The organism is Mycolicibacterium sp. TUM20985, assembly GCF_030295745.1.
Classification (GTDB): domain Bacteria; phylum Actinomycetota; class Actinomycetes; order Mycobacteriales; family Mycobacteriaceae; genus Mycobacterium.
The window spans coordinates 4,998,853-5,020,698 of sequence record NZ_AP027291.1; the positions used below are offsets into that span (position 1 = coordinate 4,998,853).

At 66.4% G+C, this 21,846-nt stretch carries 18 protein-coding genes and 3 pseudogenes; 18 read left to right on the plus strand and 3 right to left on the minus strand.

The features are described 5' to 3' along the window. The first annotated feature begins 27 nt into the window (after positions 1-27). The 4 genes and pseudogenes from QUE68_RS24470 (at position 28) to QUE68_RS24485 (ending at position 2,968) form a co-directional block, all read left to right on the plus strand. Positions 28-666 carry a TetR/AcrR family transcriptional regulator gene (locus tag QUE68_RS24470; RefSeq protein ID WP_284228934.1) on the plus strand — a complete coding sequence of 213 codons (639 nt, stop codon included), beginning with the start codon at positions 28-30 and terminating at the stop codon, positions 664-666. A 146-nt stretch (positions 667-812) separates the two neighbouring features. Further along, positions 813-1,079 (plus strand): annotated as a pseudogene (locus tag QUE68_RS24475) (metal-sensitive transcriptional regulator). A 240-nt stretch (positions 1,080-1,319) separates the two neighbouring features. Then, positions 1,320-1,496, plus strand: a pseudogene (locus QUE68_RS24480) (sulfite exporter TauE/SafE family protein); the annotation flags it as partial. A gap of 125 nt (positions 1,497-1,621) precedes the next feature. After that, positions 1,622-2,968 carry an MBL fold metallo-hydrolase gene (locus QUE68_RS24485; RefSeq protein ID WP_284228936.1) on the plus strand — a complete coding sequence of 449 codons (1,347 nt, stop codon included), beginning with the start codon at positions 1,622-1,624 and terminating at the stop codon, positions 2,966-2,968. A gap of 218 nt (positions 2,969-3,186) precedes the next feature. Here the strand turns inward: QUE68_RS24485 and QUE68_RS24490 are convergent, their stop codons facing one another. Beyond that, positions 3,187-3,363 (minus strand): hypothetical protein, encoded by a 177-nt coding sequence (locus tag QUE68_RS24490; protein WP_284228938.1) that lies wholly within the window; start codon positions 3,361-3,363, stop codon positions 3,187-3,189. 239 nt (positions 3,364-3,602) lie between these two features. Between QUE68_RS24490 and QUE68_RS24495 the strand changes: the two genes are divergently transcribed. From QUE68_RS24495 to QUE68_RS24515, 5 genes are all read left to right on the plus strand, one after another. Next, positions 3,603-3,896, plus strand: a complete 294-nt coding sequence (locus tag QUE68_RS24495; protein WP_284228940.1) for a metal-sensitive transcriptional regulator — start codon at positions 3,603-3,605, stop codon at positions 3,894-3,896. Positions 3,897-4,055: 159 nt separating this feature from the next. Continuing rightward, positions 4,056-4,337, plus strand: a complete 282-nt coding sequence (locus QUE68_RS24500) for a heavy-metal-associated domain-containing protein (protein ID WP_284228942.1) — start codon at positions 4,056-4,058, stop codon at positions 4,335-4,337. Beyond that, the gene (locus tag QUE68_RS24505) at positions 4,334-6,685 is read left to right on the plus strand and encodes a heavy metal translocating P-type ATPase (protein ID WP_284228944.1); all 2,352 of its coding nucleotides are present in this window, start codon (positions 4,334-4,336) and stop codon (positions 6,683-6,685) included. The genes QUE68_RS24500 and QUE68_RS24505 overlap by 4 nt, the downstream gene beginning before the upstream one ends. A gap of 395 nt (positions 6,686-7,080) precedes the next feature. Continuing rightward, the gene (locus tag QUE68_RS24510; protein WP_284228945.1) at positions 7,081-7,839 is read left to right on the plus strand and encodes a response regulator transcription factor; all 759 of its coding nucleotides are present in this window, start codon (positions 7,081-7,083) and stop codon (positions 7,837-7,839) included. Further along, complete coding sequence (locus QUE68_RS24515) at positions 7,836-8,954, plus strand: sensor histidine kinase (RefSeq protein ID WP_284228946.1); 1,119 nt, start codon at positions 7,836-7,838, stop codon at positions 8,952-8,954. Before QUE68_RS24510 ends, QUE68_RS24515 begins: the two co-directional genes overlap by 4 nt. Positions 8,955-9,007: 53 nt before the next feature. Here QUE68_RS24515 and QUE68_RS24520 read toward each other — a convergent pair whose 3' ends face one another. Further along, positions 9,008-9,697, minus strand: coding sequence for a DUF305 domain-containing protein (locus QUE68_RS24520; RefSeq protein ID WP_284231336.1), 690 nt, complete (start codon positions 9,695-9,697; stop codon positions 9,008-9,010). 220 nt (positions 9,698-9,917) lie between these two features. Between QUE68_RS24520 and QUE68_RS24525 the strand changes: the two genes are divergently transcribed. Beyond that, a complete protein-coding gene (locus tag QUE68_RS24525; RefSeq protein WP_284228947.1) occupies positions 9,918-10,331 on the plus strand; it encodes a DUF302 domain-containing protein in 414 nt (137 codons plus the stop codon). Between the two features lie 10 nt (positions 10,332-10,341). On the opposite strand, the pseudogene QUE68_RS24530 reads toward QUE68_RS24525, so the two are convergent. Further along, a pseudogene (locus tag QUE68_RS24530) lies at positions 10,342-10,566 on the minus strand (hypothetical protein); the annotation flags it as partial. 393 nt (positions 10,567-10,959) lie between these two features. On the opposite strand from QUE68_RS24530, the gene QUE68_RS24535 reads away from it, so the two are divergent. Genes QUE68_RS24535 through QUE68_RS24570 form a run of 8 tightly spaced genes read left to right on the plus strand, consistent with a single transcriptional unit; the run spans position 10,960 to position 21,748 of the window. Next, positions 10,960-12,333, plus strand: coding sequence for a phenylacetate--CoA ligase family protein (locus tag QUE68_RS24535; RefSeq protein ID WP_284228948.1), 1,374 nt, complete (start codon positions 10,960-10,962; stop codon positions 12,331-12,333). Between the two features lie 27 nt (positions 12,334-12,360). Further along, positions 12,361-12,666 carry a chorismate mutase family protein gene (locus QUE68_RS24540; RefSeq protein ID WP_284228950.1) on the plus strand — a complete coding sequence of 102 codons (306 nt, stop codon included), beginning with the start codon at positions 12,361-12,363 and terminating at the stop codon, positions 12,664-12,666. Continuing rightward, positions 12,666-14,753, plus strand: a complete 2,088-nt coding sequence (pabB, locus tag QUE68_RS24545; RefSeq protein ID WP_284228952.1) for an aminodeoxychorismate synthase component I — start codon at positions 12,666-12,668, stop codon at positions 14,751-14,753. The genes QUE68_RS24540 and pabB overlap by 1 nt, the downstream gene beginning before the upstream one ends. Continuing rightward, on the plus strand, positions 14,750-15,673 hold the full coding sequence (locus QUE68_RS24550) for a prephenate dehydrogenase dimerization domain-containing protein (protein ID WP_284228955.1): 924 nt from the start codon (positions 14,750-14,752) through the stop codon (positions 15,671-15,673). The genes pabB and QUE68_RS24550 overlap by 4 nt, the downstream gene beginning before the upstream one ends. Then, positions 15,670-16,917 (plus strand): aminotransferase class I/II-fold pyridoxal phosphate-dependent enzyme, encoded by a 1,248-nt coding sequence (locus QUE68_RS24555; RefSeq protein ID WP_284228956.1) that lies wholly within the window; start codon positions 15,670-15,672, stop codon positions 16,915-16,917. Before QUE68_RS24550 ends, QUE68_RS24555 begins: the two co-directional genes overlap by 4 nt. A 45-nt stretch (positions 16,918-16,962) precedes the next feature. Further along, positions 16,963-18,666: a class I adenylate-forming enzyme family protein gene (locus tag QUE68_RS24560; RefSeq protein ID WP_284228958.1), complete on the plus strand. Its 1,704-nt coding sequence runs from the start codon at positions 16,963-16,965 to the stop codon at positions 18,664-18,666. Beyond that, positions 18,663-20,435, plus strand: a complete 1,773-nt coding sequence (locus tag QUE68_RS24565; RefSeq protein WP_284228960.1) for an MFS transporter — start codon at positions 18,663-18,665, stop codon at positions 20,433-20,435. Before QUE68_RS24560 ends, QUE68_RS24565 begins: the two co-directional genes overlap by 4 nt. Then, positions 20,432-21,748, plus strand: coding sequence for an ATP-grasp domain-containing protein (locus QUE68_RS24570; protein ID WP_284228961.1), 1,317 nt, complete (start codon positions 20,432-20,434; stop codon positions 21,746-21,748). The genes QUE68_RS24565 and QUE68_RS24570 overlap by 4 nt, the downstream gene beginning before the upstream one ends. The last annotated feature ends 98 nt before the right edge of the window (positions 21,749-21,846 follow it).

The following is a 21,846-nucleotide window of genomic DNA, read 5'->3' on the forward strand; positions in this document are numbered from 1 at the left end:
AGGATCGACCGACCGGAGGTGAGAGCGATGGCGCCACTGCCTCGCAACTCCCCCGGAGATCGTGGAGTCACGGCCGAGGCGGTTCTCGAAACCGCCGCCCGGCTGATCGAACTCGACGGGGTCAAGGCACTCACCATGCGCAACCTCGCCGACCAACTCGGTGTCGCGGTGACCTCCATCTACTGGCACGTCGGCGGTCGCGACCAACTCCTGGACAACCTGGTCGAGCGCCTCCTCGGCGAGTTGGCGAATCTCCCCGTCGACGGTGACTCCCCCGTCGAACGCATTGCGTCACTAGCTCGTGCGCAACGCCGGGTGCTGATCGAGCGGCAGCATCTGCTCGGCATCGCCCACGAGCGCGACCGAACGCCGCAACTGTTCCTGCCGATTCAGCAAGCCCTGGCAGCACAATTGGCGCAGATCGGCGTGACCGGAACCGACGCTGCACTCATCCTGCGGGCCGTCCAGGTGCACGTCATCTCGTCGGCGGTCATGCAGTTCTCCGCGGTGCGCGGGGCCAAGCACGACGAGGAGGACCCCTCGCTCTGGGCCGACGCCTGGCCCGATCAGGCACTCGTCGAAGCCCTCCAGGCCCCCACCGACTACGACGCGGTCTTCGAGTACGGGCTGCACGCGCTGATGGCAACGCTGCCGCAGTCTGGGTGAGGTTGAGTCGCTGCCCTGGAGGCACCGACTGCGGGAGGTCCGTCGACATGTTCTTGCCGCACGCCCACTCACTCGACAACGGATACCCCCTGGGGTACCGTGGAAGACGGGGGCATACCCCCACTGGCAAAGCGAGGAGCGCACGAATGGTCGGAGACGAAGAAGCCGTCAACGTGGTGCTCAACCGGCCACGGCGTGCCCACGGGCAGCTCGCGGGCGTCTCGATGATCGAGCAGGGGCGCGACTGGCAACGACGTCGTCATACATCTGGCGGCGGTATCCCGTGCGCTTGACAAGGCTGGATTCAAGATCGTCGCGACGGGGCTTCGGCAGTGCCTGGCCGGCGAAACGCCGGAGACGCTGAACCAATGAGCGAGGCCGAGCTGAAAAAACTCTTCCTCGCGCTCGCCTGAACTACGGAGGGAACGCCATGACGCTCGCCACCACACAGCATGCCTCGATCGACGACGCCCCGTCGATCACGCGCCAGCAGAAGCCGACTTGGAGGTAGGGACCGCAATCGGGAAGCCACGTGGGTTCACACTGCCGTTGAATGTCGCAGGGCCGCAGGCGAACTGGGCGCCGCGTCCGGCCCTTTGGCTCTAGCACGGTTTACGAAGACTTGAACTTTGCGGGCGTGGGGAAATTGTCATATGACGACAATCACTCGTTTGGCCCTGGGCGGGGTCATCGGCATCCTGCTGGGCCTACTCGGGGGCGGCGGCTCCATCCTGGCCGAGCCCGCGTTGGTCTACGTGATCCACCTGGACGTCAATCGAGCGATCCCCAAGGTGCGCGCAAGCCAGGTGCCGTGGCGCTACAGCGCGGTCCGCCTACCTGTGTTCACCGTCGACGCCTACGTCCTCGTCGACACCATCCTGCCGCCTTAGCGGCTCCTACTCCTGCACGCACGGAACGAATCGCGTTGCCGCACAACTGAAGGGGAATCTCCATCATGATCGTGTCCATCATCGAAACCTCCGGCCTCGGTGACCGCAGCTACCTGGTCAGCGACGACGATGTGGCCGTCGTCATCGACCCGCAGCGTGACATCGACCGAGTGCTCAGGCTCGCGTCCGAGCACGGCGTGCGAATAACCCACGTGCTGGAGACCCACATCCACAACGATTATGTCACCGGCGGACTGGAGCTCGCCCGCGTCGCCGACGCCGAGTACGTGGTCCCCGCCGGAGACGACGTCGACTACGAACGGCGCGCGATCGGCGACGGTGACGTCATCGACGCCGGTCCAATTCAACTCAAGGCCATGCACACGCCCGGCCACACCCACCACCACATCAGCTACGTGCTTAGCGATCCGAACGGTGTGAGCGTCGCGGTGTTCACCGGAGGATCGATGTTGCACGGCACGACGGGGCGCACCGACCTCCTCGGGCCCGAGCACACCTCCGAGCTGACGCACGCTCAGTTCCACTCGGTCCGGCGTCTCGCCGACGAATTGCCCGACGGTGTCGAGGTGTACCCCACCCACGGGTTCGGGAGCTTCTGCTCGGCCACCCCCAGCAACGGCGATTCCTCCACCATCGCCGATGAGCGCCAACACAATCCGGCCCTCACCCAGGACGAGCAGGCCTACGTCGACCAACTCATCGCCGGCCTGTCCGCCTACCCCGCCTACTACGCCCACATGGGCGTCATCAACGCGGCCGGTCCCGAACCCGTGGACCTGTCCACCCCCGAACCCGTCGATCCCACCGAGCTACGCCGCCGCATCGAGGTCGGCGAATGGGTCGTCGACCTGCGCAACCGCACGGCGTTCGCCGCGGGACACCTCGACGGTACGTACGCATTCGAGTTGTCCAACTCATTCGTCACCTACCTCGGATGGCTCTACCGGTGGGGCGCACCATTGACGCTCATTGGTGATGACGACGCGCAGATCGCCGATGCCCGAAGGGAACTCGTCCGAATTGGGGTCGACAACGTCACCGGTTCATCCGTCGGAGACATCGCGAAGCTCTCTGGCGGCACGCCTCCGAGGTCGTATCGAGTTGCGGACTTCGGCGAACTCGCCGAGGCGATGAACGAGCGCGGGCTCACAGTTCTCGACGTTCGCCAACAGGGTGAGTACGCCGAGAGCCACATCACGGGCGCGATCCACATCCCCCTTCACGAATTGCTGGATCGCACAGCCGAAGTGCCCACCGGAGAAGTATGGGTGCACTGCGGCTCGGGCTACCGCTCGTCCATCGCGGCGTCGATGATCGACGAGCCCGGCCGCGACGTCGTCCTCGTCGACGACACCTACGACGGCGCCGACACGCTCGATCGGACGGTCTGAGGAATCCGGCAGGCGGGCACGCCGAGATGCGCTCGAGCGCAGCCCGAACGGGCCGATGACGCAGCCACCGCCGTCGTAGTCGTTGTACCCGCCGTCCCCGTAGTTGGGTGGCGTGGGCGGCGGTGGGCCCCCAGTTCGGCCCTCCCCCGTTCCGCCCCGGGCCGCCGGGTCCGTGATCCCAGCCGCGGTCCTGGGCCCATCCCGATCCCGAAACGGTGTCAACGTGCAGCGGTGGCAATGATGTGGTGTTGCACGTTCTTCGGATAGTGGGGACGCAGTGCGGCAGCGAGGATGCGATCGACGGTGCGGTCGGGCAGGAACTGCACCAGGCGCACGAGCGCAGCTTCGCGGCCGACGGTGTAGCGAGTACGCGGCTTTCGCACCGTGACGGCCATGGCGATCACGTTCGCTGCCGCGGAGGCGGGCAGAGCCGACGAAGTGGATGACTTGGCCTGCGCACTGACCGCCCGCTGATGATGACAGCACCGGCCCGGCCAGTATTCGTGCGTCATCACATCTCAACTCGACCGAGACGCACCCGTCACACCCCGAGTCACATCGGCTTGACAGATCTATACCCCTCAGGGGTATATTGCAGTTACACCCCGAGGGGGTATTACGGAAGGAGAGGTCCATGGACACGACGGCGCCCGGGTACGCAGACTCGAAAGACGCACATCTCAAGCGACTGCGCAGGATTGAGGGGCAGGTCCGCGGTCTGGCACGAATGGTCGATGAGGACGCCTACTGCATTGACGTGCTCACCCAGATTTCGGCGGCAACCAAAGCGCTGGAGTCGGTGGCGTTGTCGCTTCTCGACGAACATCTGTCCCATTGCGTCCGTGACGCAATCCACCAGGGTGGCGAGATGGCCGACCAGAAGATCGATGAGGCTTCGGCGGCAATCGCGCGTCTCGTCCGCTCCTGAGCGCACATCCGACCTTCATCCCGCAGGTGAAAGTAGCCAGAAATGACCCAACAGCACAACGCTTTTCTGCCTCTGATTCCGTCGACCTCGTCGGGCTGCACATGCTGCGTACCGAGGTCCTCTGACACATACCCAACGGCCACGCTCAAGGAGACCGCGATGAACACGACCACCAAGTCCTACGCCGTCACCGGCATGACTTGCAGTCACTGCGTCGCTGCGGTGACCACAGAACTCGGCGCACTCGCCGGCGTCACCGACGTTCAGGTCGATCTGGTTGCCGAAGGCACATCCACCGTGACGATCTCCAGCGACGCACCACTGATCGCGGAGCAGGTCGCCGCCGCACTCGACGAGGCCGGCGACTACCGCCTGTCCACCAATCAACCGCACCAGCGGCTCGACGTTACACGAGCCCCGTTTTCGAAGGACAAAGCATGAGCCTCCCGGATCACGCCGTCGGTGTCGATCAGCCCCACAGCGTCGAGTTGTCGATCGGTGGAATGACCTGTGCATCGTGTGCGGCCCGAATCGAGAAGAAGCTGAACAAGATTGATGGGGTCGAGGCCAGCGTCAACTATGCAACCGAGAAGGCCAAGGTGCTCTATCCCAACTCCGTCGATCCGGCGGTGTTGATCGCCGCGGTGGAAGCGACCGGGTACACCGCAACCGCGCCCCCGGTGCCGGATGACGCCGCCCAAGCCGCGGATTCCGGCCCGGCAGCGGGCGAGGCCGACTCCTTGCGGAGCCGATTGCTGATCTCCCTCGTTCTGACGGTGCCCGTGATCGCGATGTCGATGATCCCCATGCTGCAGTTCACCAACTGGCAATGGCTTGCGTTGACCTTGGCGTCTCCCGTCGTGGTGTGGGGTGCGCTGCCTTTTCACCGCGCAGCCTGGGCCAATGCCCGCCATCGCGCCGCCACGATGGACACCCTGATCTCCTTGGGTGTCGGCGCGGCCTACCTGTGGTCATTGTGGGCGTTGTTCCTCGGGCATGCCGGCATGCCAGGGATGCGGATGACCTTCAGCCTGCTGCCCGACGCGGAATCCGGGATCGAGCACATCTACCTCGAAGTCGCCGCTGCGGTGACGGTGTTCATTCTGGCCGGCCGATACTTCGAAGCGCGCGCCAAGACACGATCCGGGGCCGCCCTGCGGGCCCTGCTCGACATGGGCGCCAAAGATGTCGCCGTCGTGCGCAACGGCGTCGAAATCCGCATTCCGACAGCGCAACTCAGCGTCGGAGACGTATTCGTGGTGCGCCCGGGGGAAAAGATCGCCACCGACGGAGTCGTGACTGAGGGCGCGTCAGCGGTCGACGCGTCGATGCTCACCGGAGAATCGGTGCCCGTCGAGGTCCGCCCGGGAGATCGTGTCACCGGTGCGACCGTCAACGCCGGTGGGCGATTACTGGTCCGCGCCAACCGAATCGGTGCCGACACCCAGCTAGCGCAGATGGCTCGCCTGGTCGAAGAAGCCCAGAACGGCAAGGCATCGGTACAGCGTCTGGCCGACCGAGTATCGGCGGTCTTCGTGCCCATCGTCCTGGCGCTGTCGGTGGCAACACTGGCTGCCTGGCTGCTCACCGGCCATTCGGCGACAGTCGCGTTCACCGCCGCCGTCGCCGTGTTGATCATCGCCTGCCCCTGCGCGCTCGGGTTGGCCACCCCCACCGCACTCATGGTCGGCACCGGGCGCGGTGCCCAACTGGGCATCCTGATCAAGGGGCCGCAGGTGCTCGAGTCCACCCGGCGCGTCGACACCATCGTGCTCGACAAGACCGGCACGGTCACCACTGGCCGCATGAGTCTGGTCGGGGTGCACCCAGGCGCAGGCCAGAACGCCGATGAGGTCCTCGAGTTCGCGGGCGCCTTGGAGCACGCGTCTCAACACCCAATCGCGGAGGCCATCGCCGCGGCGGCCTTCGCCGGCGGGGCGTTGCCGGCGGTCGACGACTTCTCGAACCACAACGGCTACGGCGTCAGCGGCGTCGTCGCCGGCCATGCAGTCCTGGTTGGACGGCTCAGCTGGCTTACCGACGACTGGTCGCTGGAAGGACCCGCCGACCTCACCTCCGCCGCCGGGCATGCCGAGTCACAGGGCCACACCCCGGTCTGGGTGGCCTGGGACGGGTCGGTGCGCGGTGTCATCGTCGTCGCCGACACGGTGAAGCGCACCTCAGCGGACGCCATCGGCCAGTTCCGCAAGCTTGGCCTGCGTCCGTTTCTACTGACGGGCGACAATCGCCGCGCTGCCCTCGCCGTAGCCGCCGAGGTCGGTATCGAACCCGACGACGTGATCGCCGAGGTTCTCCCTGCCGACAAGGTCACCACCATCAAGAGCCTGCAAGCGCAGGGGCGGACCGTCGCCATGGTCGGGGACGGCGTCAACGATGCCGCCGCACTGGTGCAAGCCGATCTGGGCCTGGCGATGGGCACCGGCTCCGACGTCGCGATCGAAGCATCCGATCTGACGCTGGTACGCGGTGACTTGCGCGCGGCCGCCGACGCCATTCGACTGGCTAGGTCGACGCTCAAAACCATCAAGGGAAACCTGTTCTGGGCCTTCGCCTACAACGTCGCGGCCCTTCCCTTGGCGGCACTGGGCCTACTCAATCCGCTGATCGCCGGTGCGGCAATGGCATTCAGCTCGGTCTTCGTGGTCAGCAACAGCTTGCGCCTACGCCGGTTCAACGGCAGTGCCCCCCATGAGCAGGCGGAAGACGTCCACACGGCGACAGCGCCGCCAGCGGGCGACGAGTACCGCAGAGCCCACGCCACACCATGACCTCGGCCCGGTCGCCCAGTGTGGGGCCGCGCGCCGACTGTGGCCGCAACGAAGATGCGCCTTGTCAGTGACGACGCGTCGACGCTCCCACCGTTCATCGGCATCGCATCGGTCTCGCCGTTGCTAAGGAGTCGGCGTCGGTGAGGCCGGGTGACCGAGCGTCGCGCTGAATTTCGATGCCTGCCGGTGTCGCGGTCTGTTCGACCCGAGCAGCGCCGCCAGCGCGGCAACCGCGGCTCCCCAGAACCGACGTCGCTGCACCACGTCATCGGGTCGGCTCCTCCGCATTCCACACTCGCGCAGTCGAGTAGCCAAACGACGATGGTTCTATGAAGATTCGCTCAAGACCCCGGGGCACGGGCTCCCGAACGCCCCCGGGAAGGCACGATGAAGGTATGGACAAGCCCGCGCCCACCCCTTCTGCGGGCTATCGAGCACTGGTGGTCGACGACGAGGTGCCGTTGGCCGAAGTCGTGGCGAGCTATCTCAGACGAGAGCACTTCGATGTGAGCCTCGCCCACAGCGGGGCGGACGCGTTGGCGCAGGCCCGCGAGATCGATCCGGACGTGGTCATCTTGGACCTAGCACTGCCGGGCATCGACGGCTTGGAGGTATGCCGCGAACTGCGCACTTTCTCCGATGCCTACGTGGTGATGCTGACCGCACGCGATACCGAACTGGACACCATCGTGGGCCTGTCGGTCGGTGCCGACGACTACGTCACCAAACCGTTCAGCCCCCGTGAATTGGTCGCTCGGATCCGGGCCATGCTGCGCCGGCCTCGCACCGTCGCAACGCCGATGAATGCCGCCGCGACGGCCGTCGTCGACGAGCCCGCGCCGCGGGCCTTCGGGTCGTTGTCCATCGACGTGGCGGGCCGACAGGTCTTCATCGCCGACGAGCCAGTCTTGCTGACCCGCACCGAGTTCGACATCCTGGCCGCGTTGTCGTCGCGGCCGGCAGTGGTATTCAACCGCCGCCAGCTCCTCGAAGCAGTTTGGGGAGATTCCTGGGGCGGCAACGAACATCTCGTCGACGTACACATCGGACATCTGCGCCGCAAATTGTCCGATGACCCCGCTAATCCCCGTTACGTAATCACCGTCCGCGGCGTCGGATACCGAATGGGAAGCGGCCAGGGAGGACAGCCATGAGCATTCGAACCAGGTTGCCGCGCAGTCGTGGAGTCGGGGCGCGGCTATTGCTGGCGCAAGCCCTGGTGCTCCTGGCCGGCGGCGTAACCACCTGGATCGTCGCCGTCATCGTCGGTCCACCGCTGTTCCGGGAACACTTGCACCGAGCCGGGCTCCCCCACTCATCCAATGAACAGTTCCACGCCGAGCAGGCCTACCGGTACGCCACCGCCATCTCCATCGCGGTCGCCATCGGGGTGGCCGCATTGACTGCACTGTTCGTGACCTGGTACTTGAGCCGCCGCCTGCAGCGTTCGATCGCCGAAGTCGCTTCCGCCGCTACCGCGGTCGCCGACGGCCGCTATGACATCCGCGTGTCGCCCCTGCGCTTGGGTGAAGACTTCGCGAACCTGTCCCGCGCATTCAATCGGATGTCCGAGCGGCTCGAATCGGTCGAGACGACCCGGCGCCAAATCTTCGGTGACCTCGCCCATGAGATCAGGACACCGGTCTCGGTGCTCAAGGCCTATATCGAGGCCGTCGAGGACGGAGTGAAAACCCTCGACCCCGAGACGGTTGCGGTGCTCAACGATCAAGCCAGTCGGCTGGTGCGCTTCTCCGATGACTTCGCCGCGCTTTCTCAAGCCGAGGAAGGTCCTGGCGCGGACACACCACAGTGGACCGATCCCCGGGCCGCGATCGCTAACACCGTGTCTGCCGCAGCCGACCGATACGCAGACAAGGACGTCGAGCTGACCTTCGATGCCGCGAGCCCAATGCCCGAAGTGTGGGCGGATCCTCTGCGCCTGGCACAGGTGATCGGAAACCTCCTCGACAACGCCCTCCGCCACACCTCCGCGCGCGGCCATGTCGAGGTCGCCGCGGCGGCGATGCCTCACCAAGTGATCATCTCGGTGAGCGACAGCGGTGAGGGCATTGCTGCAGAGCACCTCCCGCATGTGTTCGAACGCTTCTACCGCGCCGATGTCGCCCGCGACCGCAGCCACGGCGGTGCTGGTATTGGGTTGGCCATTGCCAAGGCCCTCACCGAAGCCCACGGCGGCCGCATCGCCGTAGCCAGCCGCGGACCGGGGCTGGGCAGCACCTTCAGCATCGAATTGCCCGCGCGCGCTTGATAGCGTTGTCATGCAACGTGACTCGCTCGACGCACACTGCTATGGCCTGACTTCTACAACGAGGCCAGTATCTTGTTCATGGTGTCGATCTCCTGCTGCTGGCTGGTGACGATCGAGCGCGCCATTGCGATGGTGTCGGGGTATTGGCCGTCCTTGATCTCGGTCTGCGCCATGGTGATTGCGCCCTGGTGATGCTTGACCATCTGGGTCAGGTACAGCTTGGCAGCGGCCACTACCTGGGCATTCTGCAACGCGGTCATGTCCTCCTCGGACATCATGCCGTCCATCCCCGGCATACCACTCATACCCGGCATCATTGACTGGTTCGGCGTACCGGTTTCACTGGGCGAGTCACTTGCACCGGGCATCCCAGTGTGGCCGGGCATGTCCGTGCCGGGCATCATCGGCATCGTGGGCATGCCCCACTGCGTGAGCCAGGTCTGCATCTGTTCGATCTCGGGGGCCTGTGCGGCCTTGATCTGCTTAGCCAGGTCCAGCACCCGTGGGTCGATACCCTGCTTGCCCAACAACATGTCGCTCATCTCGATGGCCTGCTGATGATGAGGGATCATGTGCTGCGCGAACATCGCGTCGGCCTGATTGTGCGCCTCGGTGGCCGATGCCGACGACGTGGACACCGACGACGACGGAGCTCCCTGCGTGGTGCTGGTATTGCTACACGCGCCGACAGTCACCAGTACCGCCGCTGCGGCCGCAGCGACGGCCATCGTCTTCCTCTTCATCACGACAAGTCCCTTCCTCGGTTACACGGTGGACGCGGCCGCGGCGTGCGTGATCGACGCACGCCCTTTGCGACCTGTCTACGAGCATTCGCGCCGTCGGTATGGCCCGACTAGTCGTTCTGTGAAGATTCGATAAAGAACGACAACCGCCCTTGGCGTCGGGAGGCCCGCAGCGCAGCCTTGGCTGTGTAGGCCGCCCAGAACCACCGAGAGGACCGGCATGACCATCGCACTGTCGACAGCCCTGCACACTTCATTCGCCGATGCCGTCGCGCGCACGCGAGAAGCTCTGACAGAGCAGGGATTCGGCGTCCTCACCGAGATCGACATGAAGGCGACGCTCAAGGCGAAGCTGGGCGAAGACATGGAGGAGTACCTCATTCTGGGAGCCTGCAATCCGCCTTTGGCCCACCGAGCGGTGAACGCGGACCGCCAGATCGGCCTGTTGCTGCCGTGCAACGTCGTTGTCCGAGTCGATCGCGCAGACGAAAGCTCCGTCATCATCGAGGCGATGAACCCGCAGATTCTGGTCGAGGTGACCGGGGAACCGGCGCTACGTGACATCGCCGATGAAGTGACGCGAAAGATGCAGGCCGCCATCGATTCACTGGAGACCGCGACGACCTCCGCCTAGCCGGCAGCCCTCACGACCTGGTGCCCGTATCCGCAGATGCCGCCACGGGAAGCTTCAAGCGCTTCAGCATCAACGCATTGACCGCCACGATGAAGCTGGAGCCCGACATGGACAGGGCAGCGATCTCCGGTCGTAGCACCAAGCCGAGCGACGGTACGAAAACCCCTGCCGCGATGGGCAATGCGATGACGTTGTAACCGACCGCCCAACCAAGATTCTGTCGCATCTTGCGCAACGGCATCGCGATGACGATGATCCGACACACCGTCGCCGAGGGAGCTTCATGGGAGGCCGTGACAGGGAGACGGTGTGTATGGCGATCTCCCCATATGCCACAGAAGTCGCTGATCTGCGGCGGTAAATCCAGCCCGTGCCGTCACATCCCCGTGTGTAACGCATGAGTTTGACGGTTCCGTGACAATGCGACGCCTCGTTGACCGCTGCCCCGTCCCCACTGCGATGAGTTCCCGAAGCCAACAGTCGACGACTCTGCGACACCTGAGGTCTACACAGCACATCGAACGAGCCCGGTGCTTACCTCAAGGGTAGGAAAACCTTTCCCATCGACAGCGGAATCTGGTACCGCCGGCGATTACGCAGGCACGGCTTGATCACGATCATTTGGGTCATGACCACGTACGCAGACCACACGGTCCTGACCCCGGAACATCGGGCGAACGGCGCCAGCGTGCCACGGTTCCGCGACGTGGCAGGTATCCGCCTCGCCGACAACCTCGACTCTCTCTCCCGCGACGAAATCGACGTCGCACAACAGCACAACCTGCGGGCCACCCTGACAGCCGCGCGCCAGTCCACCAAGGTGTGGCAGCGCTTCCCCGGGCTAGGGGCCGTTGACACGGTCGATGACCTTGCCGCGCTGCCGCTTCTCTCGGCGGCGGAGCTGGCCGCGGGTTGCCCACCGCATTCGGCTGAACTCCTCTTCGACCAGAGCCCTGGGCTCGTGCTGCGATCGAGCGGAACCGCCACTCGGCCGAAAGTCCTCTATCACTCATGGGATTTCACCGACCGGGTTGGACATCTAGGCGTGCGCGGGGTCCGCGCGGCCTTGGCGACGCTGCCGAACCGGGTGGCCAATTGCCTGTTCCCCGGGGACCTAAACGGAGCGTTCCTGTTCGTCCAGGACATCACCCGCTCCCTGCCTGCGCTGTCCTTCTCCATGGGCGAGTACACCGCGACCGCCGATGCCGCAGCAGTCATCCAAGCGCACGGGATCGACACGTTGGTGGCGTCCCCGGCATACGGGGCCGAGCTGGTGGCCGGAGCCCCAGACTTGCCCCTGCGGAACTTCCTGTTCATCGGCGAATCGCTGGGAGCCGAACGCGAGCGCGTGGTGCGCTCGGTCGCACCGGATCTCACCGTGCGGTCGCTGGCCTATTCGACGTCCGAGACCGGTCCTCTGGGCTACCAGTGCCGCCACCAGACGGGCGCGGTGCACCACCTCCACGAAGACGCCAACGTCCTTGAGGTCGTCGACGAGGCCGGCAGGCCGGTGCCTCCCGGAACACCCGGCGAGCTCGTCGTCACCCCCCTGACGACGTCGGGGATGGCGCTCGTTCGCTACCGGCTCGGCGACCGCGGCCAAATGCTGACCGGCGCCTGCGGCTGTGGCAGCGCCGCCCGATCGATCCTGCTTCTCGGTCGCATGCCGAACTCGATGACGGTCGACACCATCACGTTCTCCAGCGACCACCTCTTGGCTGCGCTGGCGACCTTGGGCGTGTCCCGCCCTACTGACTGCCAGTTCCAAGTCCTGTGGGAAGCCCACCGCTATCGGGTGCGCCTCCTCCTGTCTGCGGCCACCCCGGACGGGATCACGACTGACACGGTCCGCGCGGCCCTGCGCCATGCCCATGAAATCCGCGAGGTAATCGTGAGCCCGCGGTGCCTGGACTTCGAGGTGCACCGGGCGGGCATCGATCAGTTCGCGCGTACCCGGCGGGGCAAGGTGCCGGTCCTTTACCAGCACGGAATCAGCGGTTAACGGAAGCCTTCGGAAGGAGATCGAGTCATGAGACACCAAGACACTCTTGCAATGTTGCGCGCCGAGCTGGATCGGATCGACGTGGAATTCCTTGCAGCACTGGGTGCGCGCGTCGCCGTGTGCCGCAGCATCGCCCACTACAAGCGCGAGCACGGGGTGCCGATGATGCAGCCGCATCGAATCGGTGTGGTGCAGCAGCGGGCGGCCCGGTTCGCCGAGGCCGTCGACCTGGATCTGACGTTCATGAAGCGGCTGTACGACCTGATCATCGCGGAGACCTGCCGCATCGAGGATCTGATCATCGACGCCGACTTCGGCGGGAGCGCAGCCTGATGCGCGTCCTACTCGTCGACAACTACGACTCCTTCACCTACAACCTCTACCAACTGATCGGCGAAGTGTGCGGGCAAGCTCCAACCGTCGTCCGCAACGACATCCCATGGGCCGAGCTGCGATTCGACGAATTCGATGCCGTCGTCATCTCGCCCGGCCCGGGTCGGCCCGACCGGGAACGCGACTTCGGGGTGAGCGCCCGCGTGATCCTCGACAGCGGTCTGCCGGTGCTCGGTGTCTGCCTTGGCCACCAGGGCCTGTGCCACCTCTTCGGCGGTGAGGTCGTCAACGCTCCCGAACCCATGCACGGGCGCATCTCCGACGTAACGCATACCGGCGTCGACCTCTTCGCCGGCATCCCCTCACCGTTCGAGGTCGTGCGCTACCACTCGCTGGCCGTCACCTCGCTTCCCGACGACCTCGAGGAGCTGGCCTGGACCGACGACGGCGTCGTGATGGGTGTGCGCCACCGTCGACTTCCGCTGTGGGGTTTGCAGTTTCATCCCGAATCGATCAGCAGCACCTATGGCCACGAGCTGCTGGCCAACTTCTTCGCCCTCGCCGCTGACCACTCGGCGTCCGCCGTCACCCCCACGGCGGACGCCGAGCCTCAGCGTCCTCACTACGACCTGCACGTGCAGCACGTCGATGTCCACCCCGAGGCGCTGGCGGCCTACAGGTCACTGTTCGCCTCTGGCACGCAGGGCTTCTGGCTCGACAGCAGCTCGGTGGTCGACGGGTTGGCGCGCTTCTCCATCATGGGGAACGGCGACGGTCCGCTCGCCGAGCACGTCACCTACAGCGTCGCTGACCGCGAGGTCGTCGTCCGTCGGGCCGATGGCACCGCCGAGCGGGTTCGGCAACAGTTCTTCGATTACCTGGACGACCAGTTGCGCGCCCGGAAGGTTCCGGCACCCGACGGCCTGCCCTTCGAGTTCAACCTCGGCTACGTCGGCTATCTGGGCTACGAGCTGAAGGCGGAGACCGGAGGCGTCGCGGCGCATGAGTCCGACACACCCGACGCCGCATTGCTCTTCGCCGACCGAGCACTCGTCCTCGACCACGCGACGCGGACCAGCTATCTGCTCACCCTGTCCATCTCGGGCGACGCTGCCGGGACCGCGGAGGCCAAGTCCTGGCTGACGACGACCGCGAAAGCCCTGCACGCTCTTCCCACCGCTCCCACCCGTCCGGCACCAGCCCTCACGTTGTCAGCAGCCATGACCGATACCGATATCGGCATGAACGTCGAGCTCCGGCACGACCGGGCCGCCTATCTCAAGCGGATCGACGCGTGCTTCGACGAGATCAACGCCGGTGAGTCATACGAGATCTGCATGACCAACATGGTCACCGTCCACACCCAGATCGACGTGTTGCCCACCTTCGCCCACCTTCGCCGGGTGAGTCCGGTCCCGTTCGGGGCCCTGCTCGACTTCGGTGACGTGGCCGTGCTCAGCGCATCCCCCGAGCGGTTCCTCTCGATCGACCTGAATGGAGCCGTCGAGGCGAAGCCGATCAAGGGCACTCGGCCCCGCGGCCGCGACGCCGCCGAGGATCGTGCCCTGGTGCAGGAGTTGCGCGAAAACCCAAAGGACCGCGCGGAGAACCTCATGATCGTGGACTTGCTGCGCAACGACCTCAACACGGTCTGCTCGGTGGGCTCGGTCCACGTGCCGAAGCTGTTCGACGTCGAGACCTACGCGCCGGTGCACCAGCTCGTTTCCACGATCCGTGGGACGCTCGCCCCGGGCCGTTCGGCGGTCGACTGCATCCGCGCCGCGTTCCCCGGCGGGTCGATGACGGGTGCCCCCAAGGTCCGCACCATGGAGATCATCGACCGCCTCGAACAAGGCCCCCGCGGCGTGTATTCCGGTGCACTCGGCTGGTTCTCACTCTCCGGCGCCAGCGACCTGTCCATCGTGATCCGAACCCTGGTGGTCGACGCCGGGCGGGTGACGTTCGGAGTCGGTGGCGCCATCGTTGCACTCTCCGATCCCGACGAGGAATTCGACGAGACCGTCGTCAAGTCGCGGGCCGTGATGACCGCCCTGGCCGCGACCGGCCGGCAGGAGGACCAGAAATGAGCCGCACCATCGGGCGCGTGCTCATCGCCGGCGGCTCGGGAGCAGTGGGTTCACTCTTCGCCCAGCAGCTGCAGGACTCGGGCAACGACGTCGTCATCGTCGACCGCGCCACCCCTGGGCCCGCCCACCGTGTCACCCGCTTCGTACGAGGCGACATCAGCGATCCCGGCGCGGAGGTGGCCAATGTCGTCCGAACCGCCGACGCCGTCCTGCTGTCCGTGCCCGAGCCAGTGGCCCTGGCCGCCATCGGCCGGCTCGTCGGAATGCTGCGGCCCGGCGCCCTCATCGCCGACACGCTGTCGGTGAAGTCGACGGTCGTCCCCACCCTGCACGCCGCCGCCATGATCGCCGGAAACGCCGAGGCGCTGAGCCTCAACCCGATGTTCGCGCCCTCCTTGGGTTTTGCCGGCCACCCGGTGGCTTCGGTGGTCGTGCGCGACGGCCAGCGCGGGCGCGCACTGCACGACCTGATCGAGCAATGGGGTGCCCGCGTGGTGACCGTGACCGCCGATGAGCACGACCGGTTGGCGGCCGCTGCCCAGGCCCTTACCCATGCCGCGGTGATCGCCTTCGGCGCCGCCCTGACCGAGTTGAACGTCGACATCGCAGATCTCGATCGGATCGCTCCGCCGCCGCATATGGCGCTGCTGTCACTGCTGGCGCGTATCGCGTCGGGTGCACCGGAGGTCTATTGGGACGTCCAGGCGGCCAATCCCTACGCCCCGGCGGCCCGCCGCGCGCTCTCGCGCGGAGTGTCGCAGCTGTCGGATGTCATCGACAACGGTGACGCCTCGGCGTTCGGCGATCTGCTCGACCGTCTCAGCGGGGTGTTCGGCCCCTTCCGGGGCGCCTATCGCGAGCGCAGCGCAAAAGCACTGCGCGCCATCACCACTGACCTCACAAAGGAGAAGATCACATGACCGACCTCATCGACATCCAAACGAAGAGCAGACCCAACTGGGTCGCGTCCCGCGTCAGCAAGACCTCGGACTCGCTTGACCGCGCCTTCGCGGAAGGCCTGACCGGACATGTCATCACCGCACGAGACGGCAAGCAGGTCACGCTGGCCGACGGCAGCGACGCCGTCGAATTCGTCTCGTGCTCCTACCTCGGCCTGGAGTCGCACCCCGACCTGATCGCGGCGGCAACAGAGGCGATGGGTCGTTTCGGGCTGCACTTCTCCACGTCGCGCAACCGGGGACGGCCGCCGTACCTCGGCGAGCTGGAGAACCTGCTGTCCGTCATGTACGGAGGCGCACAGGTGGCCGCCTTCACCTCGGTAAGCAACGTCCACCTGGGCCTGCTGCCACTGCTCGGCGCCGGCGCACTGCCCAGCTATCCGATAGCCGATGCCGGCGTCGCGTTCCTGGTCGAAAAGACGGCGCACGCCTCCATCCAGGTGATCCGCGGCGTGCTCGAGCAGATCGGGCCGACGCGACGCTTCGACATGACCGATCCCGCAGCGCTGCCCATAGCGGTCCGCGAAACCGCAGCCACCGGCCGGACACCGATCGTGCTGGTCGACGGTGTCGGCTCGATGGGTGGCCTGATCGACGTCGAGTCGATGCTGACCATCCTCGAGCCGTTCGGTGGTCACCTGTACGTGGATGACGCCCATGGGGTTTCGATCGAGGGCTCGCTCGGTGCGGGGTATGCGTTCGAAGCGCTCGGCGGGACGCTACCCCCTCACGTCGTCATCGCCGGCTCGCTGTCGAAGGCCTTCGGCGGCGCAGGCGGTTTCGCAGCCGTGCCGAGTGACGAAGACATGCGGGTGATGCGAAAATTTGCCAACCCCTTGGTGTTCGGACATTCGATCATGCTGCCGATGCTGGCGGCCAACGTCGCCGCCGCCCGCTTGCACATCGATGGCCAGGTGGCCGAGCTGCAAAAGCAGCTCTGGCACAACGCCGCCGAGTTCGACCGGCTAACAGGCGGAATGCTCGTCAACGCCGGGCTGCACTCGCCGGTCCGAGGCGCGGTGTTCGACAACGAGGACGACGCATTCGCCGCCGCCCGCCGGCTAAAGCAGGCCGGTGTGCTCGTCCTGCCCGCCTTCTACCCGACGGTCGCCAAGGGCACGGGACTGATGCGCTTCGCCGTGTCCGCCCTACACCAGCAGCACGACCTCGAGACGGCGGCCCGCGCCCTCGGGTTCAATTCCTGAACCATCTGTTCATCCAATCACACTCAACGACAGGGAGTTTGAACTATGTCCACCACGTCCTTCACCACCAAGGCACTGTTGTCACACCAAGAACGTTCCCGCCTGGCGGCGATGTCCGAGCTCGGCGGGGGCAACCTGCTGGCGACGGCCATGGCCGTGCACCCCGACCCACACATTCCGTTCATCCGCGTGGGCCGGCCGGTGATCAATACCGCCGGCTTCGAGCAGACCGACTTCACGCTGGCCCAGCTCGATTCGCTCGCCCAGAGCTGGTCGGTGTGGTACCACCAACAGGGCGTCGGCCCGCGGGATCGGGTGGCTCTCTACATGGAGGACACGTTCGCCTACACGATCCACCTCAACGCGCTGGCCCAGTTGGGCGCCATCGGAGTGCTCATCAACAGCAAGGCATCGCCGGCGCTGGTGCTCGGCCTGTGCGAGCGCACGACGCCGGTCGGGATCTACACCGACCGGTCCCGCCTGGCGACCATCAGCGAGGGCATCGGATCGCTGGACGGCCTGCGCTGGGTCCAGCTCGCCGAGGACCTGCCCGCCCCGCCTCCGGCCGCGCTGCCCGACGCCTGGCGCTTCCGGCACGCATCGGAGGACCCGGTGTCGATCATGCATTCGTCCGGGACGACGGGAATTCCCAAGGCGGTCATCCAAACTCACGCGTCCAGCGTCGCCGGTCCGCGCTACCGCCTGGAGAACTACGCGGAGCCCGCCACCGAGCGGATGATGACCGCCCAACCGCAGTCGCATCTCGGGTGCATCGTGTACACCGCCTACTCGATCCTCGCTGGCACTCCGCTGGTGGCGCTCTTCGACCCGAGCGGTGAGGAGCTGGCGGCAGCCGTTGCCCAGCACCGCCCCAAGGGAGTCATGGCATTTGCCCACGCCTATGCCGAGTTGGCCGCGCTCGACACGCCTCACGGTGCCGTCGACTCGGTCGACTACTGGGTGACGATGGGCGACGCCATCCACGAGGCCCACATCCGGGCGATCCTCGCCAAGCGCAGCCCAGACGCGCCGGCGCCCACCTTCTACGACCGCTTCGGCACGACCGAGCTCGGCTGGGGTCTGGTGGTCCAGCCCCGCACGCTGTCGTCGGAGCGATCGGACCGGCGGGTCGGCAAGCCCGATCCCGTCGCCGAGGTCGCCGTGCTGCGGGCCGACGGCAGCAAGGCGCCGGTCGGCGAGGTGGGCTTCTTCGGAGCCAAGGGCCCGTCCATCACCGCCGGGTACTGGAACGACGCCGACACCACCTACCGCTCGAAACTCGGCGGCTACTGGCTGACCGGTGATCTGGTGTACCAGGACGTGGACGGCAACTACTTCGTGGTCGACCGCACGAAGGATGCCATCGAGACCGCCGAGGGCACCGCCTATTCGGTGCTGATGGAGGAGGTGCTGCTCAGCGAGATCAGCGGCATCACCGATTGCGCCGTCGTCGCCGGCCGCCACGGCGAACGGATCGTTCCGGTCGCCGTCATCATTACCGGCGAGTCGCCGGCCCAGGCCGGCCGCCTGCTTGCCGAGGCCAACGACGTGCTCAAGAACGCGGGGCATCCCTGCATCGCCGTGCTCGACGTCGCCCTCACCGCCGACGACTTCCCGGTGGGCGTGACGGGCAAGGTGCTCAAGCGCGAATTGCGGGATAGATACCGCGATCTAGCGCTGTGCTCGGGCCGCGAGAACCGGGCCGTCGCCGCGTTCATGACCGACCCGCCCGACAGCGCGGTCGCATGATGATCGGTAAGTGGCTGTCGACCCTGGTGCCCGAGCCCGGCGCACGTCGTCGCCTGGGCGTGGGCACCGGGATCTACAACATCGGTACCGGCATGTTCATGACGTCATCGGTCCTGTATTTCACCGAGGGACTGGGACTTTCGATCACCGAAGTCGGCCTCTGGCTGGCCGTGGCCGGACTGATCGGCCTGTTCGCCGGTGTTCCGATGGGTCACCTGGCCGACCGCCGCGGCCCCCGAGGGGTGGCGGCCCTGAGCCTAGTGGTGCTGGCGGTGACGATGGTGGGCTACATCTTCATCACCAGCATCTGGATGTTCGTCGTGGTGACTGTCGTGGAGATGCTGGCGACCGCGGCGTCGAGAGCGTCGCGCGGCGGGCTCATTCGCCGCGTCGGAGGCGAAGGCGCAGCCGCCTACCGCTCCCAGCTCCGGGCCATCGAGAACGCCGGCGTCGGCATCGGTGCCGCCGTCGGAGGCTTGGCGCTGACCCTGCACACCCTGGCCGCGTATCAGGTGCTGTTCGTCGCGAACGCCGTGACCTTCCTGATCGGCGCGTGGGTGTGCGCGAAGCTCCCGCACTTGGCGCCGTTGAGCGCTCCGCCCGGTACGCGCCCCGGCGTCGCGCTCCGCGATAAGCCGTTCATCGTGTACACGATCCTCAACGGGGTGATGAGTCTGCAGTACGCGGTGATCACCTTCGCCCTCCCGCTGTGGATCGCGACGGAGACGAACGCCCCGCGCTGGATGGTCGGCGCCGTGCTGCTCGTCAACACGGTAGGGGTTGTGGTGCTTCAGGTCTGGGTCGGCCGGAAAGTCAACACCGTCCGCCAGGGCGCGGCCGCCATGCGCATCGCCGGCTTGGTCTTCCTGGTCGCGTGCGGGGGCGTCGCAGTGGCGGCCAACCTGCCGACGTGGGCCGCGGCCGCGGTCTTACTTGCTGCGGTGGCCGTCCACTCCGTTGGCGAGATGTGCCATGCGGCAGCCGTTTTCGCGCTGAGTTTCGAGCTGGCACCAGCCCACGCGCAGAGCGAGTATGTGGGCCTGCAGGACATGGGCTTAGGCGCCGCGTTCGCGGTGGCGCCCGCCGTGCTCGGTGCCATGTGCCTGGGGATCGGGCAGGTCGGCTGGTTGCTGCTTGGCGGGATGCTGACCGCCGCAGGTCTGGCGACCGTGCCCGTCGTCCGGTGGGCGGTCCGAACCCGGCCCTCCCCCGTCGCGTCGGACGTGGCGACAGTCTCCGACCCCGAACCGGCCACCGTGGTACTGGCCACCGCCCGGTTCGCGGTCCGCCCACCGGCCCGCCGAGAGCTGTCCCAGACGACGGTTCAGATCCAAAGACGACCCGAATACGTTGTGCTCGACGATAATTCGCGATTCACCCTGGATCGGGATTGCGTGGTGGGACGGAATCCTCACCACAGCGACGCCGTTCGGCGTGGCCTGCGTCCCATCCAGATCGACGTCCGCGCCAACGGGATGTCCCGAGCCCATTTGGAGATCCGTTGCGTCCTCGGCCAGGTGTACATCATCGACCGCGAGTCGAGAAACGGTGTCGCCGTCCGGCCGGCCGGACGGATGCGATGGACGCAGATTGCCCCGTGGAAGCCGATCGCTTGGCTACCAGGGATGTCCGTCCGGATCGGCAGCCGAGTCCTGCGGCTGGAAGCAGCCGGTCACCACGACCCGAAGCCCGCGCCACCCTCGAGTGCGCCGACCGTTCGCATGAAGCACGGCCGCGCTATGGCCACTGAAGAAAGGAACGCATCATGAAGCCCCGCGCCTTCATCCTCACCGGCTACCTGCCCGTGCTGTGCCGAGATTTCATCTACATCGACGACCTGCGGCGGCGGGACCTGAAAGTCCTGGTGCTCACGCCGGCCATCTCGCGCTCGTATGCGCAGGCGCACGGTGCAGACCCCGCCCACCCCGCTGCCGCGATCGACGAGATCGCCTTCGTCGACGGGTCGGTCGCGAGCGACGGCTCCTACCTTCCCGGCGTCATCCAACATGCCGAACGCTGGCGGACGCAGTACGACGTGGTCGGCATCTACGCCGTCGGGGAGACGCTGGTCGAGCCGACCGGACTCATCGCCGACTACTTCGGTCTCCCGTTCCCGGGGTTACGGGCGTCACGCGTCTGCCGCAACAAGTTCCTGCAGCGCTGGTACCTGCCCGAGCTGAGCCCGGTGTCCGTGCTGATCCCGCCCGGGGCACGCGATTCCATCGACCACGAGTCCGTGCCGTTCCCCGCCGTCGTGAAGCCGGCCACCAGACACTCGAGCGAGGGTGTCCAGATGGTGCACGATCACGCCGAGTTGGCCGCGCAGTTGGACGGCTATCCGGCGGAGGAGACGATCCTCGTGGAGCAGATGATCGCCGGACAGGAGTACTCCGTGGAGAGCCTGAGTCAGGACGGCAAGACGCTGTTCTCGTCGGTCACGCGCAAGGAGACGACGGACGTCCAGTCCCAGAACGACTCGCAGTGCTTCGTCGAGATGGCCCACACCGTGCCCGCAATCCGAGGCAACGCATGGGATGCGGTGCAGCGGGCCAACGTTGCGATGCTGGACCGGCTGGGCGTCGAGAACGGCATCACGCACGCCGAGTGGCGGCTCGACGAGCGGGGTGAGGCCCGCCTCATGGAGGTCGCCGCCCGGACTCCCGGAGACGGGATCATGGTGCTGTACCGCCTCGCGACCGGCCGGTTGATGGAGCCCGAGATCCTGCGGATCGCACTCGGCGAGACCGCCGACTATCCTCCGGCCCGGCGCTTTGCCCGCCAGGTGTACGTCAGGCACCAGCCCGGGACACTCGTCGACGTGAAGCTCGACTGGCCCGGGATCGAAGCCTGCTGGGTCAACGACGGCAACCCCTGGCCCGATATCCCCGCGCTGCCCGCCGATGCCCCGCCGGCACTGCGCGCGGTCCTGGTCTATGAGGCGCGCGGCGCGACGCTGGGCCCCATCCGCAGCTCCGACGACCGGGCCGTCACCTTCTTCATCGACGCCCCGACGATCGCCGAGCTGGACGAGATCGAGGAACGCGTCCGCGAGGCCGTGACGATCCGGACGCTTCCGCTCTGACTCTGCGCTCGACTGTGGGTCCTACGCACGCGGATTGGCACTTTCCGCGGCATAGGGCCCACAGTCGTCGGTCCGACATCCGACGTCGGCCCTTACCC